Origin of the sequence: Paraburkholderia phytofirmans OLGA172, from assembly GCF_001634365.1 — a bacterium.
GTDB lineage: Bacteria > Pseudomonadota > Gammaproteobacteria > Burkholderiales > Burkholderiaceae > Paraburkholderia.
This window is the reverse complement of the sequence record NZ_CP014578.1, coordinates 3,005,508-3,020,351: the sequence shown is the minus strand read 5'-3', so window position 1 is coordinate 3,020,351 and position 14,844 is coordinate 3,005,508. Positions and strand designations below refer to the sequence as shown.

Genomic DNA, 14,844 nt, shown 5'->3' with positions numbered 1-14,844 from the left:
TCGTCTGCGCTGACGCGATGAGCACTCCCGTTGCCTTGCCGGACGGTTCCTCGCACGGAATCGGCGAACCGTCGCGCTGGGTGCGCCAATGGGCGCATCTGGTCGCGGCGGGCGGCGCGGTGCTCGACGTCGCGTCGGGCGCAGGGCGGCACGCCCGGTTCTTTGCGTCGCGGGGTCATCCGGTGACCGCGCTCGACCGCGATGCGGCCGCGCTAGACTTCATGCGCGACGAGCCGCTCATTACTACGCTTGCGGCTGACATCGAAGGCGCCGCATGGCCCTTGCCCGCCGACGCAGAATTTGCTGCGATCGTGGTGACGAATTACCTGCACCGGCCGCTGTTTCCGCAGCTATTGCGCTCGCTCGCGCCCGGCGGCGTACTGGTTTACGAGACCTTCGCGCAAGGCAACGAAAGCGTCGGCAAACCGTCTAATCCGGCGTTTTTGCTCGCGCCCGGCGAGCTGCTCGACGTGGTGCGCGGCCACCTTCGTGTGGTCGCATTTCAAGACGGATTTCTCGCGCAGCCGCGCCCGGCTTACGTCCAGCGGATATGCGCAATTATGGAGGCGGATCGCTCAGCCGAGCGCGCAGAGGCGGGACTTCCGCCTTGTTACGAGTTGGCTGGTTAATCCGCTACAATCGCGGTTTACCTGATCAAATTCATGGCGTTTCATGACTAACGGCAATCAAACCAGCACTGGCGGCGTTCAGATTCGCGGCAGCATCCCTGCCATCATTACTCCGATGCTCGAAGACGGCGGCCTCGATCTGCCGGCGTTTCGCAAACTGATCGACTGGCATATCGCAGAGGGCACGAACGCACTGGTCGTGGTCGGCACGAGCGGCGAGTCGGCCACGCTGTCGGTCGAGGAGCACGTGCTGATGGTCAAAACCGCAGTCGAGCACACGGCGGGCCGGATTCCGGTGATCGCGGGCTCGGGCGGCAATTCCACCACTGAAGCCATCGAGCTCACGCAGCAGGCGAAAGACGTCGGCGCGGACGCCACGCTGCAGGTCGTGCCGTACTACAACAAGCCGACCCAGGAAGGCATCTATCGCCACTTCGCGAAGATCGCCGAAACCGTCGATCTGCCGGTGATCCTGTACAACGTGCCGGGCCGTACGGTCGCGGACATGAGCAACGAAACGATTCTGCGCTGCGCGCAGGTGCCGGGCATCATTGGTGTGAAGGAAGCGACGGGCAACATCGATCGCGCCGCGCATCTGATCAAGTCGGCACCCGCGCATTTCGGCATCTACAGCGGTGACGATCCCACGGCGATCGCGCTGATGCTGCTTGGCGGCCACGGTAATATTTCGGTCACCGCGAACGTCGCGCCGCGCGCGATGAGCGATCTGTGCAAAGCCGCGCTTGCCGCAGACGCGAAGACCGCCCGCGAAATTCATTTGAAACTCCTGTCGCTGCATAAGAACCTGTTCATCGAGTCGAATCCGATTCCGGCGAAATGGGCGTTGCAGCAACTGGGTCGTGTGCAGGGCGGAATCCGCCTGCCGCTCACGCCGCTCGACGCGCAATACCACGAAGTGGTGCGTGCCGCGCTGCGCGAAGCGGGTCTGCTGGGCTAAGCGGGCTCGACCCGGCACCCCCAGCGTCAACGAAAGCCTGTCACCGGCACTCCCTTAACCGACGTCGATCCAGCCCACGTTCCCGGCACACAGAACCAGGCACCGCGTTTTAGCATCACGAAGGACCTCATGAAACGTTCCGCACTTTCCCTCCACGCAACCCGCATGGCGGCGCTGGCGCTTGCCCTGGTAACGCTCGCCGGCTGTGACACGCTGAACGACTGGTTCGCCTCCGACCGCGTCAACTACAAGGGCGCGGGCAGCGCACCGGCGCTCGCTGTTCCGGGCGATCTGAGCACGACGCCGACCGATCAACGCTACGTGGCGCCGCCGGCCAATCTGGCGCTGGGCGGCGCGCAGCAACGCGCGGTCACGGCAGCAGGCAATTCCACCGAAGGCCAGCCGAATGCGCAAGACCCGCTGGGCATGCACATCGAGCGTGACGGCGATCGTCGCTGGCTGGTAGTCGACGGCCGCACGCCGGAACAACTGTGGCCGCAGTTGCAGGAGTTCTGGCAGGAGAACGGTTTCGCCCTGAAAACCGATGCACCGGCTACCGGCATCATGACCACCGACTGGGCTGAAAACCGCGCCAATATCCCGGACGACTGGTTCCGCCGCACGGTCGGCAAGGTGATCGACTTCGCCTACTCGTCAGGCACCCGTGACAGCTTCCGCACGCTCGTGTCGCGCGGCCCGGCTGACACCACGGACATTTCGATCACGCATAGCGCGATGGAAGAAATGCTGACGGGTCAGGACAAGACGTCTTCGCGTTGGGAAGAGCGTCCGCGTGATCCGGCTCTGGAAGCACTGTTCCTGACCAAGCTGATGCAGAAGTTCGGCCTGACCGAAGCGCAGTCGAAGCAACTCCTGACCGATGCCCGCCCGGCCACCGCGCCGGCAACGATCGACCAGAGTGCAGGCGCATCGACGCTCGACCTGCAGGAGTCGTTCGACCGCGCATGGCTGCGCGTGGGTCTCGCGCTCGACCGCACGAACTTTACCGTCGACAACCGCGATCGCGCGAAAGGTATTTACTACGTGCGTTACGCAGACTCGATGCAGGAGCTGAAGAAGGAAGGGCTCTTCGGCAAGCTGTTCTACAGTGGCAATTCGTCGAAGAAGCCGGGTCAGGAATTCCTCGTCAATGTGCGTTCGAAGGGCGACACCGTGACGCAGGTAGCGGTGGTGGATGCGAACGGGCAGGTGGATAACTCGTCCGACGCGCAGCGCATCGTGACGTTGCTGCACGCACAACTGAACTAAGCGGGCTGTGCGCTTCGCCAGTCTCGGCAGCGGCAGTGAAGGCAATGCCTTGCTGGTGGAAGCGCAAAGCGGCGCGACCACCACGCGCGTTCTGCTTGATTGCGGCTTTTCGGCCAAGGAAGTCGAGCGGCGTCTGACGCGGCTCGGCGCGGGCGTCGAGGGTCTCGACGCCATTCTGATTACACATGAACATAGCGACCACATCGGCAGCGCGCTGACGCTGGCGCGCAAGTGGTCGATTCCGTTGTACATGAGCTGGGGCACCGCCCGCGCGGTAGGTGCCGACGAAGCCGATGTCGACCTGCAAGTACTGTGGGGCGACGAAGCGGTGGCGATCGGCGACCTGAGCATCCTCCCTTACACCGTTCCTCACGACGCCCGCGAGCCGCTGCAATACGTGCTCTCCAATGGTGCGAGCCGGCTTGGCGTGCTGACCGACGTCGGCACTTCCACGCCGCACATCAGCGCGGTGCTGAGCGGCTGCGACGCGCTGGTGCTCGAGTGCAATCACGATGTGCGGATGCTGGCGGGCAGTCGGTATCCCCAATCGCTGAAGGCGCGCATCGGCGGCAATCATGGGCATCTGAACAACGAGGCGGCCGCCGAAATCCTCGCCTCGCTCGACCGCTCGCGCTTGCGGCATCTGGTGGCCGCACATCTGAGCCAGCAGAACAACTCGCCGGAACTGGCGCAGGCTGCCATGGCGGGTGTGCTGGGTGCGGCGCCGACCGAAGTGGTGGTCGCTTCCCAGGATGAAGGCTTCCCTTGGCTGAGCTTGTGATCCGTCTCTGATTACCGGGCATCGCCGTGCTCGGCGATTCACTGTTGACACGCCGGCAATGCAATGAAAGAAGCCCATGACGATTGCTCGCCATGGGCTTTTTCTTCAAGGCCGGCGTTTTGGCGCCGCGCCTTGCATCAGACTTAGTTGCGGTTGCCGCCGAAGATGCCGAGCAGCGCGAGCAGGTTGACGAACACGTTGTACAGGTCCAGGTAGATCGCGAGGGTGGCAGTGATGTAATTCGTTTCACCGCCGTTCACGACGCGCTGCACGTCGAACAGCATGTAGGCCGAGAAGATCGCGATTGCCAGCACCGACACCGTCAGCATCAACGCCGGCAGATGCAGGAACACGTTCGCGACCGAAGCCAGCAGCAGCACGACCACGCCCATGAACAGCCACTTGCCGAGACCCGAGAAGTCACGCTTGCTGACCGTGGCGATCGTTGCCATGGACGCGAAGATCACACCAGTGCCACCAAAGGCGAGCATGATCAGCGACGGGCCGTTCGAAAAACCGAGCACGAAGCTCAGGATGCGCGACAGCATCAGGCCCATGAAGAACGTGAAACCGAGCAGCACGAACACGCCGATGGCGCTGTCTTTGGTTTTCTGGATGGCGAACATGAAGCCGAAGGCGATCGCGAAGAACGCCAGCATGCTCATGCCGGGGCTGGTGGCGGCGAACAGCGAGAAACCGGTGGCTACGCCTACCCAGGCGCCGAGCACTGTCGGAATCATGGACAGCGCGAGCAGCCAGTAGGTGTTCCGTAGTACGCGGTTGCGTGTTTCGACCGTGCTGACCGCGCCATTGCGGCCAAAGCTATACGGATGATCGTTCATGGTCTCTCCTTACCTCAGAAGCGTGTTACGTAATGGTTGTGTGGCGGGTTGTGCAGCAGATTGTGCGTCGGGTAGTGCGGCGCCGGCCGGGATGCTTGCCGCCAGTCGCAGGGTGTTCATTCCTAAGATTGGCGCGGCGGCAGGGAGTTTCAATACCCCGAAAATGTCCACACGGCCTACGCTACCAGTATTCGTGAACTTCTGCCCGGAGTCTTTCAGTGCTGTAAGGGATCAATCGCAATCATACACGGGAACATGCTACAATAGCGGATTCATTTGAATCTGTAACCTCTTAATTTTTTGGAGTTTTTATGGCGATCGAACGCACCCTGTCGATTATCAAGCCGGACGCAGTGGCCAAGAACGTGATCGGTCAGATCTACAGCCGTTTCGAAAACGCTGGCCTGAAGATCGTGGCTTCGCGCATGGTTCACCTGTCGCGCGCTGACGCAGAGAAGTTCTACGCTGTGCACGCTGCACGTCCGTTCTTCAAGGACCTGGTTGATTTCATGATCTCGGGCCCGGTGGTCGTGCAAGCGCTGGAAGGCGAAAACGCGATCCTGAAGCACCGTGACCTGATGGGTGCAACCGACCCGAAGAAGGCAGAAAAGGGCACGATCCGCGCCGACTTCGCCGATAGCATCGACGCTAACGCGGTGCACGGTTCGGACGCCGCTGAAACGGCTGCAGTTGAAATCGCGTTCTTCTTCCCGCAAGTGAACGTTTACTCGCGTTAAGCGGGTTTGAGCCAGGTTTGAGCGGGTTCGCGTTGTAGAGGCGCTATCCGCGCGATTCGTGTGCAGCCGTTGAATTTGTCGCACGAATCCGCACGAACAGCCTGGCAAAGTAGTAAGGTAAAGCAGCAGGAATGGGCGCGAACGGCATTGCGTTCATGCAGCTTGTTGCATGAACGTAGTCTCGCACTGAAATGGCAGGATTCGATATGACGAGCAGTCCCACCGTCAACCTTCTCGATCTCGACGCCCAAGGGCTGGTCGCTTATTGCGACAGCCTGGGCGAGAAGCCGTTTCGCGCCAAGCAATTGCAGCGCTGGATCCATCAGTACAACGCTGCCGACTTCGACGGCATGACCGATCTGGCGAAGTCCTTGCGCGAAAAGCTTAAAGGGCGCGCAACGATCACGATGCCTGGCATCGTCAGCGACAATATTTCGACCGACGGCACACGCAAGTGGCTGATCGACGTCGGCAACAGCAACGCGGTTGAGACCGTTTATATCCCCGAAGAAACGCGTGGCACGCTGTGCGTGTCGTCGCAGGCCGGGTGCGCAGTCAACTGCCGTTTCTGTTCGACCGGCAAACAGGGTTTCTCCCGCAATCTCACCACCGGCGAAATCATCGGCCAGCTGCGCATGGCCGAGTTCGCGCTGCGCGCGACGCGCGGCACGGACGGCGGCCGCGCCACGGGTGGTGACGGAAAAGGCGAGCGCGTCGTCACGAATGTGGTGATGATGGGCATGGGCGAGCCGCTGCTCAATTACGACGCGGTGGTGCCCGCCATGCGTCTGATGCTGGACGACAACGCGTACGGCCTGTCGCGCCGGCGCGTCACGCTGTCCACCTCGGGTGTGGTGCCGATGATGGACCGGCTCGGCGCCGATCTGCCGGTGGCGCTCGCGGTATCGTTGCATGCGCCGAGCGACCCGCTGCGCGACATGCTGGTGCCGCTGAACAAGAAGTATCCGCTGCGCGAGTTGATGGCCGCTTGTCAGCGCTATCTGAAGGTTGCGCCGCGCGATTTCATTACGTTCGAATATTGCATGCTCGACGGCGTGAACGACAGCGAAGCGCAAGCGCGCGAATTGCTGGCCGTAACCCGCGACGTACCGTGCAAGTTCAACCTGATTCCGTTCAATCCGTTCCCCGAGTCGGGCCTCATCCGCTCGAAGCCGGAACAGATCAAGCGGTTTGCACAAGTGCTGATGGACGCTGGCGTCGTCACCACAGTGCGTAAAACACGCGGCGACGATATCGACGCTGCCTGTGGTCAGTTGGCCGGTGCGGTGAAAGACCGCACGCGCCTCGCTGAGCGCACCGGGAAGGCGGCGAAGGTGATCGAGGTTCGCGCCGTGTAATCGCGCGAGGCGGCAGGGCGTGGCGTTCGGAAGAGCGCTATCGGGGTGCGTAAAACCCCCCACGCCATCCGCGATTGAAAAGAAAGTTTGCAGAAGCGATCGGAAGCGGCACATAAGGCCGCGCATTTTGTTATAAACGGTCTGCGATTCGGGCGTGAGGCTTTGGTCCGTCCGGGTTGCACAAGTGAAAAAGAATCGACGCGAAAGGATTTGGGATGAGTGAGCCGCAGCACCCGCAGCCGCAGGACACAGACGCAAACGAAGGCCATCCGGCGCCAGTCGCCCGGGCGGTGGTGCAGCCTGTTGTACAGCCGGGCCTGGCTGGCTTGGTCAGTTTGGATTCCCTGGCAGCGGTTGGCGCGCGCTTGTCCCAATTGCGTGAATCGAAAGGCTGGACGATCGAAGACGTGTCGGCGCGCCTGAAGGTATCCGTCACCAAGTTGCATGCGCTCGAATCGGGTGACATTAGCCATTTGCCGGACACGACCTTCGCGCTCGGCGTGGTGCGCAGCTACGCGAAGATGCTCGGCGCCGATCCCACGCCATTCACGCAGGCGTTGCGTCGCGAGAAGGGCGTGCCGGCGCCGGATCTGTCGATGCCGGCTTCGTCCGGCAAGGATTTGCCGCGTGGCCGCGTATCGCTGTCGCTTGGCGGCAGTGGGCAAAAGAGCCACTCGTGGCTATGGGGCATTGCGGCGGTCGTCGTCGCGGTGATTGCGCTCGGCATGTGGCATACCAATGGCGGTGATTCGTCGGCATGGCTCGCCCGGTTGAAGGCGGGCGCTAACGGCGCCGCGGGTGGCGCGACTGGAGCATCGGGCGCGGTGGCGCAGGGTCAGGCGGCAGGTTCCGAGGCAACCGCAGAAGACGCTGCTTCCGCGCCGGAAACGCAGGCCGCAGCGGATAACGCAGCGTCGGCTACGCCGATGCCCGCGCCGCTCGCGACCGGTACGGCGCCGTCGTCCGCACCGGCTGTCACGGCAGCAGCGGTCGCGCCGAAGGCCGGTTCGCAGGCACAGGCTGTGGCGCAAGGCGCGAGCGCGCCGGTGGTCGCCGCGATAGGCGCATCGGCCGCGGCGGATATGGCAACTGCGGCAACTGCGGCAACCGCAACGCCGGCCGCGGGTGAGGCGATTATCGCGTTGCGCGTAACGCAAGACAGTTGGTTCAGCGTGCGTGGCAAGGACGGCAAGGAGCTGTTCTCCGGCCTCGTGCACGCGGGCGATACGAAGGAAGTGACAGGCGCGGCGCCGTTCAAGGTCACGGTCGGCAACAAGGTGGGTCTCGAGTCGCTTACGCTCGACGGCCAGCCAGTCGATCCGTCGAAATATTCGGCAGCCAAGGGTAATGTGGCGCGCTTCGCGTTGCCCTGATTAGATACGGTATGCGTCGCGGCCAACCGGGTTGCGGCGCTTTTTCAATTTATGCGCTACGTCTTTTGTGTGGCGCATGCGGCGTAAATGGGTTTTTCGATGCAATCCGAAGCTCAATCCCAATCCAGTAGCAAGGTCGTTTCAAACGAGCCGGTATTTGGCGGCCACGCTGCGCGGCGCAAGTCGCACGCGGTCGATGTCCGTTGGGGCGGACAGCTCGTCACCATCGGCGGCGATGCGCCCGTGCGCGTCCAGTCGATGACCAACACCGACACCGCGGATGCGATCGGCACAGCGATCCAGATCAAGGAGCTGGCGCAAGCCGGTTCGGAACTGGTGCGTATCACGGTCAACACGCCGGAAGCGGCGGCGGCCGTGCCGGCGGTGCGCGAGCAGCTCGACCGCATGGGCGTGTCGGTGCCGCTGGTCGGCGATTTTCATTACAACGGCCATTTGCTGCTGCGCGATTACCCCGCGTGCGCGGAGTCGTTGTCGAAGTACCGGATCAACCCGGGCAATGTCGGCCACGGCGCCAAGCGCGACACGCAGTTCGCGCAAATGATCGAAGCGGCGGTGAAGTACGACAAGCCCGTGCGGATCGGCGTCAACTGGGGCAGCCTCGATCAGGACCTGCTCGCGAAGATGATGGACGAAAACGCCGCGCGTTCCACACCGTGGGAAGCGCAGAGCGTGATGTACGAGGCGCTGATCCAGTCGGCGATCGGCTCGGCGGAGCGCGCGGTCGAAATCGGCCTCCCGCGCAACAAGATCATTCTGTCGTGCAAGGTCAGCGGCGTGCAGGATCTGATCGCCGTGTATCGTGAACTCGCGCGCCGTTGCGAATTTGCGTTGCATCTGGGTCTGACCGAGGCGGGCATGGGGTCGAAGGGTATCGTGGCGTCGACCGCGGCGTTGTCGGTGTTGCTGCAGCAAGGCATCGGCGACACGATCCGTATCTCGCTGACGCCGGAACCGGGTGGCCCGCGCACAGGCGAAGTGATTGTCGGCCAGGAAATTCTGCAGACCATGGGCCTGCGTTCGTTCACGCCGATGGTGATCGCGTGCCCGGGTTGCGGCCGCACGACCAGCACGCTGTTCCAGGAACTGGCGTCGCAAATCCAGACCTATCTGCGTACGCAGATGCCGGTGTGGCGCGATCAATATCCTGGCGTCGAGAAGATGCACGTGGCGGTGATGGGCTGTATCGTCAACGGTCCGGGCGAATCGAAGCAGGCGAATATCGGCATCAGCTTGCCGGGTTCGGGCGAAAATCCGGCCGCGCCGGTGTTCATCGACGGCGAGAAGGTCAAGACGCTGCGCGGCGATAACATCGCGCAAGAATTCCAGCAAATCGTGAGTGACTACGTCGAGCGCCGCTATGGCCGCGCCTAAGCTGGCCGCGCCTAAGCACTCAACTAAATACCGTCAATCAAAGACAGATGACTGAACAGAAGAAAAAGCTCGACAAGCTGTCCGGCGTGAAGGGCATGAACGACATCCTTCCGCAGGAAGCCGGGCTGTGGGAATTTTTTGAAACGACCGTCAAGTCGATGCTGCGTTCGTACGGATACCAGAATATTCGTACGCCGATCATCGAGCATACGCAGTTGTTCAAGCGCGGTATCGGCGAGGTGACCGATATCGTCGAGAAAGAGATGTACAGCTTCACAGATTCGTTGAACGGCGAAAACCTGACAATGCGCCCGGAAAACACGGCGGCTGTCGTGCGTGCGGTGATCGAGCACAACATGCTGTACGACGGTCCGAAGCGTCTGTGGTACATCGGCCCGATGTTCCGTCACGAGCGTCCGCAGCGCGGCCGTTATCGGCAGTTCCATCAGGTCGGCGTGGAAGCATTGGGCTTTGCCGGCCCGGACGCCGACGCTGAAATCATCATGATGTGCCAGCGGCTGTGGGACGACCTCGGCTTGATGGGCATTAAGCTCGAACTCAATTCGCTGGGTCTCGTGGAAGAGCGCGCGGCGCATCGCGTCGAGTTGATCGCGTACCTCGAAAAGCATATGGACGTGCTCGACGAAGAGGCGAAGCGCCGTTTGTACACGAACCCGCTGCGCGTGCTCGACACGAAAAATCCGGCGATGCAGGAAGTCGCGCAGAACGCGCCCAGGCTGATTGATTTTCTCGGCGAAGAATCGCGAGCGCACTTCGAAGGCCTGCAGCGCATTCTGAAGGCGAACAACATTCCGTTCACGATCAATCCGCGTCTCGTGCGTGGTCTCGATTATTACAATCTGACCGTGTTCGAATGGGTAACGGACAAGCTCGGCGCGCAAGGCACGGTCGCGGCCGGCGGCCGTTACGATCCATTGATCGAACAGCTCGGCGGTAAACCGACTGGTGCGTGCGGCTGGGCAATGGGTGTCGAGCGTATCCTCGAGTTGCTGAAAGAAGAACAGCTCGTGCCGGAAGACGAAGGTTGCGACGTGTACGTGGTCCATCAGGGCGACGCGGCGCGCGAACAGGCCTTTATCATCGCCGAGCGTTTGCGCGATACCGGCCTCGACGTGATCCTGCATTGCAGCGCGGACGGTCAGACGGCGAGCTTCAAGTCGCAAATGAAGCGTGCCGACGCGAGCGGCGCGGCATTCGCGGTGATCCTTGGCGAAGACGAGATCGCCAACGGTACGGTCGGCGTCAAGCCGCTGCGCGATACAGCCGCTAACGGCGGTAAAAACGAGCAACATAACGTGCCCGCCGAAGACTTGACCGAATTTCTAATCAATGCGATGGTTGCAACCGCCGAAGACGGCGACGACTGATCGCGATGTCGTCGAGCCTCCTGGCTCGACACGCACACGTATCAAGAATGAGGAAATCGCCGGGCGATGAGTTACCACGACGAACAAGAATCGATTGAAAGTCTGAAGGCATGGTGGACGCAGTGGGGCAATGCAACCACGTGGATCGTGCTGGTGGCATTGGTTGCCGCTGCCAGCTGGAACGGCTGGAATTTCTGGCAGCGTCGTCAGGCGGCGGAAGCCGCGGTGCTGTACGACCAGGTGCAGCAAGCCGTTGCATCGGGCGACAAGGCGAAGATCACACGCGTCGCCACCGACATGGAAGACAAGTTCAGCCGTACCGCGTATGCGCAGATGACCGCGCTGGGCGCAGCCAGGGCGCTGTACGCCGCGGGTGACGAAGGCGCCGCGAAGGCCCAGCTGCAATGGACCATCGATCACGCAAAAGATGACGAGTTCAAGCAGATCGCCAAGCTGCGTCTGGCTTCGCTGCTGCTCGACGACAAGGCTTACGACCAGGGTCTCGCACTGCTCGCCGAGCCGCAGTCCGATGCGTTCAAGAGTGTTGTGGCAAACGGGCGCGGCGACCTGCTCGCTGCAGAGGGCAAGCGTGACGATGCGCGCGCGGCCTACAAGCTTGCGCTCGACTCGCTGTCGAAAAACGATAGCTCGGCACGCCAGTTGATTCAGTTCAAGCTGGACGCGCTGGGCGGCTAATTGCCGCATGCAGCGCGCCGCATGACACGACCAACCGGTCTCCTTTAATTAATTTCCTGAATGCTTCGTCCACCGATGAATCTGCTGAAACGTTACGCTGTGCCCGTTGCCTGTGCGATGACCGTCCTCACCATGGCGGCTTGCTCATCCACGAAAGACGAGCGCCGCGTGCCGACGCCGCTCACCGAGTTCAAACCCGTGCTCGACGTGCAGCAGGCGTGGAAGGCCAGCGTGGGCAAGTCGGGTCGTTATCTGTTCTCGCCGGTCGCGGTCGGCAACGCGGTGTACGCGGCTGGCGCGAACGGCTCGGTTGCCAAGATCGACGCGCAAACCGGCCAGGACATCTGGCGCGTCAAGCTGCATGAGGACCTGTCCGCAGGTGTCGGCAGCGACGGCACGCTCACGGCGGTCGGCGGCCTGAAGGGCGACGTCTACGTGCTCGGCGCGGACGGCAAGCAATTGTGGACCGCCAAGGCGCCTGGTGAAATCATCTCGCCGCCGCTGGTCGGCAACGGCCTCGTGGTGGTGCGTACGGTCGACGGTCAGATCGTCGCGTTCAATGCGCAAACCGGCGAGCAGAAGTGGAACTACCGCAACCGCGCGGTGCCGCTCAATCTGCGCGTCTCGTCGGGCATGACGTTCGCGGGCGACGCGGCTGTGCTGGCGGGCTTCCCGGGTGGCGCGTTCGCCGCGATCAACCTGCAGACCGGCGACAACTACTGGCAGACGCCGGTGTCGTATCCGAAGGGCGTCACGGAAGTGGAGCGCATCAATGACGTGACGGGTCCGCCCACGCTGATCGGTTCGGAAACCTGCGCGGTGACGTTCCAGGGCCAGATTGGCTGCTTCGATGCGAACTCGGGCCGCGCGCTGTGGGAAAAGGCGTTCTCGAGCACGAGCGGCCTCGCGCAGGACGACCGCGCCGTGGTGGCGGCCGACGACTGGTCGGTGGTGTCGGCATTCGATGCCAACAGTGGCGCGCCGCTCTGGAAGAACGACAAGCTGAAGAACCGCGACCTCAGCGTCCCATTCATACTGGGTCACGCTGCCGTGCTGGGCGACTATCAGGGTTACGTGCATTTCCTGTCGCGCGACGACGGCACGCTCCTGGCCCGTGTGAAGACCGACGGCAGCCCGATTACCGCAGCGCCGGTGCTGGCCGGCGAGACGCTGGTCGTCCTGACGCACGACGGCGACCTGTACGGCTACCGCCCGCGCTAATCGCGCAGGCTGGGTGGTCAGGCGTGCAGGCCGGCTTTGCCGGCCGCACGCGTTTTTGTTGTGCAGCAGAAGCAGAGTAACTAGAAGAATTCCGCCGGACTGGCTGGTCCGGCAAGTCGGATCAGAAACGGCCCATGTGGCCATCGGTGGCTGCTTGCGGCGCCACCTTCGACGGCACCTTGGTCGATACGCAGAGAATCGTATCGGATTGGCGTGCGGGCCGTCGGGCAAGAAAGACTGAACCTGGCGGCCCATTGGCGCTGCCCCAAACAGCCAAACTCTCGTCCGCTTTGGGTGCGCATATTGACAGCGCAGCCGGAGCTGGCCGAATTCGTGATAATTTTCGTCAAACGCTGCCGTGTAGCGGCCGCATGGCGTCGCTACGCGGGCGGTCGATTTCGATCCCGCGTTTCACCGTGAACAACATCTGATGAAACCCGTTATTGCCCTGGTTGGGCGCCCCAATGTGGGGAAATCCACGCTTTTCAACCGTCTCACGCGCACGCGTGATGCGCTGGTTGCCGACCTGCCCGGTCTCACCCGCGATCGCCATTATGGCGAGGGGCGCGCCGGCGACCGGCCGTATCTGGTCGTCGATACCGGCGGCTTCGAGCCGGTCGCGAAAGAAGGCATCCTGCACGAGATGGCGCGTCAAACCCGCCAGGCGGTCGAGGAATCCGACGTCGTCGTGTTCATCGTCGACGGCCGCAACGGCCTCGCGCCGCAGGACAAGACGATTGCCGACTACCTGCGCAAGACCGGCCGGCCGATCTTCCTCGTCGTCAACAAGGCGGAGGGGATGAAGTACACCACGGTGGCCGCCGACTTCTACGAACTCGGTCTCGGCGACCCGCGCGCAATTTCGGCGGCGCACGGCGACGGTGTCACCGAAATGATCAATGAGGCGCTGGGTGTCGCGTACGCCGGGCAGCCGGAAGAGAGCGACGAGGAAAAGCAGGCGCACGGCGTGAAGATCGCGATCGTCGGCCGGCCGAACGTCGGCAAGTCGACCTTGATCAACGCGCTGGTGGGCGAAGAGCGCGTGATTGCGTTCGACATGCCGGGCACCACGCGCGATTCGATCTACGTTGACTTCGAGCGTCAGGGCAAGCCCTACACGCTGATCGATACGGCCGGTTTGCGTCGCCGCGGCAAGGTATTCGAAGCGATCGAGAAATTCTCGGTGGTGAAGACGCTGCAGTCGATCTCGGACGCGAACGTCGTGATCCTGCTGCTCGACGCACAACAGGATATTTCCGAACAGGACGCGCACATTGCCGGTTTCGTGGTGGAGCAGGGCCGTGCGCTGGTCGTCGGCGTGAACAAGTGGGACGGACTCGATTCGCATGTGCGCGAGCGCACCAAGGCAGACATCGAGCGCAAACTAAAATTTCTCGATTTCGCCAAATTCCACTTCATTTCCGCTGCGGAAAAAACCGGAATCGGCCCGCTGATGCGCTCGGTCGACGACGCCTACGCCGCCGCCATGGCCAAGCTGCCGACGCCGAAGTTGACGCGCGCGCTGATCGAGGCAGTGGAATTCCAGCAACCGCGCCGACGCGGTCCGGTGCGCCCGAAATTGCGTTACGCGCACCAGGGCGGACAGAATCCGCCGATCATCGTGATTCACGGTAATGCGCTCGATGCGATCACCGAAACGTACAAACGCTACCTCGAAAACCGCTTCAGGGAAACTTTCAAGCTGACTGGGACTCCATTGCGCATAGAGTTCAGATCGTCGACGAACCCTTACGCGGACAAAGGCTGAAACCCAGGCTGAAACCCAGGCTGAAACCCGCGTGTGTGCTGGGTTTGGCCGGCTGGCCAGCCCGCTCGCGCAAGAATGAAAATCGGCTATAGTGTAGCGGTTGACGGCGGATCTCTTTTTCCTTCGTCGTCGATTCAGTCAACCTGCAAAAAAATACGGAGTTTGCTATGAGCAACAAAGGGCAATTGTTACAAGACCCGTTTTTGAACGCACTGCGTAAAGAGCATGTGCCGGTGTCGATCTACTTGGTCAACGGCATCAAGCTTCAAGGGAACATCGAATCGTTCGACCAGTACGTCGTGTTGCTCCGGAATACGGTCACCCAGATGGTTTACAAGCACGCAATTTCTACGGTCGTGCCTGCGCGTCCGGTGAATTTCCACCCGGATACCGAACAGTCCTAACCCCCGTCGCGGCCGGCGTAGCGTCGCC

The 14,844-nt window shown here is 62.2% G+C and carries 14 protein-coding genes; 13 read left to right on the top strand and 1 reads right to left on the bottom strand.

The window, feature by feature from the left end:
* The first annotated feature begins 17 nt into the window (after positions 1-17).
* The 4 genes from AYM40_RS13220 to AYM40_RS13205 all read left to right on the top strand — a co-directional run bounded on the left by AYM40_RS13220 (position 18) and on the right by AYM40_RS13205 (position 3,637).
* Positions 18-629: a class I SAM-dependent methyltransferase gene (locus tag AYM40_RS13220; protein WP_063496612.1), complete on the top strand. Its 612-nt coding sequence runs from the start codon at positions 18-20 to the stop codon at positions 627-629.
* 43 nt (positions 630-672) lie between these two features.
* Entirely contained in the window at positions 673-1,587 is a 915-nt protein-coding gene (gene dapA / locus AYM40_RS13215; RefSeq protein WP_063496611.1) for a 4-hydroxy-tetrahydrodipicolinate synthase, read from the top strand.
* Between the two features lie 129 nt (positions 1,588-1,716).
* Complete coding sequence (gene bamC, locus AYM40_RS13210; RefSeq protein ID WP_063496610.1) at positions 1,717-2,856, top strand: outer membrane protein assembly factor BamC; 1,140 nt, start codon at positions 1,717-1,719, stop codon at positions 2,854-2,856.
* 7 nt (positions 2,857-2,863) lie between these two features.
* Positions 2,864-3,637, top strand: a complete 774-nt coding sequence (locus AYM40_RS13205) for an MBL fold metallo-hydrolase (protein WP_063496609.1) — start codon at positions 2,864-2,866, stop codon at positions 3,635-3,637.
* Positions 3,638-3,780: 143 nt separating this feature from the next.
* Here AYM40_RS13205 and AYM40_RS13200 read toward each other — a convergent pair whose 3' ends face one another.
* Entirely contained in the window at positions 3,781-4,479 is a 699-nt protein-coding gene (locus tag AYM40_RS13200) for a Bax inhibitor-1/YccA family protein (protein WP_063496608.1), read from the bottom strand.
* Between the two features lie 311 nt (positions 4,480-4,790).
* Between AYM40_RS13200 and ndk the strand changes: the two genes are divergently transcribed.
* The 9 genes from ndk to hfq all read left to right on the top strand — a co-directional run bounded on the left by ndk (position 4,791) and on the right by hfq (position 14,816).
* Positions 4,791-5,216, top strand: coding sequence for a nucleoside-diphosphate kinase (gene ndk / locus AYM40_RS13195; protein WP_012433533.1), 426 nt, complete (start codon positions 4,791-4,793; stop codon positions 5,214-5,216).
* Positions 5,217-5,422: 206 nt separating this feature from the next.
* Entirely contained in the window at positions 5,423-6,574 is a 1,152-nt protein-coding gene (gene rlmN / locus AYM40_RS13190) for a 23S rRNA (adenine(2503)-C(2))-methyltransferase RlmN (protein WP_063497997.1), read from the top strand.
* 215 nt (positions 6,575-6,789) lie between these two features.
* The gene (locus AYM40_RS13185; protein WP_063496607.1) at positions 6,790-7,947 is read left to right on the top strand and encodes a helix-turn-helix domain-containing protein; all 1,158 of its coding nucleotides are present in this window, start codon (positions 6,790-6,792) and stop codon (positions 7,945-7,947) included.
* An 87-nt stretch (positions 7,948-8,034) separates the two neighbouring features.
* Positions 8,035-9,339: a flavodoxin-dependent (E)-4-hydroxy-3-methylbut-2-enyl-diphosphate synthase gene (ispG, locus tag AYM40_RS13180; protein WP_063496606.1), complete on the top strand. Its 1,305-nt coding sequence runs from the start codon at positions 8,035-8,037 to the stop codon at positions 9,337-9,339.
* A gap of 47 nt (positions 9,340-9,386) precedes the next feature.
* Positions 9,387-10,727 carry a histidine--tRNA ligase gene (gene hisS, locus AYM40_RS13175; protein ID WP_063496605.1) on the top strand — a complete coding sequence of 447 codons (1,341 nt, stop codon included), beginning with the start codon at positions 9,387-9,389 and terminating at the stop codon, positions 10,725-10,727.
* 66 nt (positions 10,728-10,793) lie between these two features.
* A complete protein-coding gene (locus tag AYM40_RS13170) occupies positions 10,794-11,423 on the top strand; it encodes a YfgM family protein (RefSeq protein WP_063496604.1) in 630 nt (209 codons plus the stop codon).
* Positions 11,424-11,498: 75 nt separating this feature from the next.
* Entirely contained in the window at positions 11,499-12,644 is a 1,146-nt protein-coding gene (bamB, locus tag AYM40_RS13165) for an outer membrane protein assembly factor BamB (RefSeq protein WP_063496603.1), read from the top strand.
* 430 nt (positions 12,645-13,074) lie between these two features.
* Positions 13,075-14,412, top strand: a complete 1,338-nt coding sequence (der, locus tag AYM40_RS13155) for a ribosome biogenesis GTPase Der (RefSeq protein ID WP_063496601.1) — start codon at positions 13,075-13,077, stop codon at positions 14,410-14,412.
* A gap of 167 nt (positions 14,413-14,579) precedes the next feature.
* Complete coding sequence (gene hfq, locus AYM40_RS13150; RefSeq protein WP_063496600.1) at positions 14,580-14,816, top strand: RNA chaperone Hfq; 237 nt, start codon at positions 14,580-14,582, stop codon at positions 14,814-14,816.
* Positions 14,817-14,844 lie beyond the last annotated feature (28 nt).

What these genes read in the sequence shown, in the direction of transcription:
- AYM40_RS13220 (WP_063496612.1), top strand. Translation starts at nt 18, where the DNA reads ATGAGCACTCCCGTTGCCTTGCCGGACGGTTCCTCGCACGGAATCGGC.
- dapA (WP_063496611.1), top strand. Translation starts at nt 673, where the DNA reads ATGACTAACGGCAATCAAACCAGCACTGGCGGCGTTCAGATTCGCGGC.
- bamC (WP_063496610.1), top strand. Translation starts at nt 1,717, where the DNA reads ATGAAACGTTCCGCACTTTCCCTCCACGCAACCCGCATGGCGGCGCTG.
- AYM40_RS13200 (WP_063496608.1), bottom strand. Translation starts at nt 4,479, where the DNA reads ATGAACGATCATCCGTATAGCTTTGGCCGCAATGGCGCGGTCAGCACG.
- ndk (WP_012433533.1), top strand. Translation starts at nt 4,791, where the DNA reads ATGGCGATCGAACGCACCCTGTCGATTATCAAGCCGGACGCAGTGGCC.
- rlmN (WP_063497997.1), top strand. Translation starts at nt 5,423, where the DNA reads ATGACGAGCAGTCCCACCGTCAACCTTCTCGATCTCGACGCCCAAGGG.
- AYM40_RS13185 (WP_063496607.1), top strand. Translation starts at nt 6,790, where the DNA reads ATGAGTGAGCCGCAGCACCCGCAGCCGCAGGACACAGACGCAAACGAA.
- ispG (WP_063496606.1), top strand. Translation starts at nt 8,035, where the DNA reads ATGGGTTTTTCGATGCAATCCGAAGCTCAATCCCAATCCAGTAGCAAG.
- hisS (WP_063496605.1), top strand. Translation starts at nt 9,387, where the DNA reads ATGACTGAACAGAAGAAAAAGCTCGACAAGCTGTCCGGCGTGAAGGGC.
- AYM40_RS13170 (WP_063496604.1), top strand. Translation starts at nt 10,794, where the DNA reads ATGAGTTACCACGACGAACAAGAATCGATTGAAAGTCTGAAGGCATGG.
- bamB (WP_063496603.1), top strand. Translation starts at nt 11,499, where the DNA reads ATGAATCTGCTGAAACGTTACGCTGTGCCCGTTGCCTGTGCGATGACC.
- der (WP_063496601.1), top strand. Translation starts at nt 13,075, where the DNA reads ATGAAACCCGTTATTGCCCTGGTTGGGCGCCCCAATGTGGGGAAATCC.
- hfq (WP_063496600.1), top strand. Translation starts at nt 14,580, where the DNA reads ATGAGCAACAAAGGGCAATTGTTACAAGACCCGTTTTTGAACGCACTG.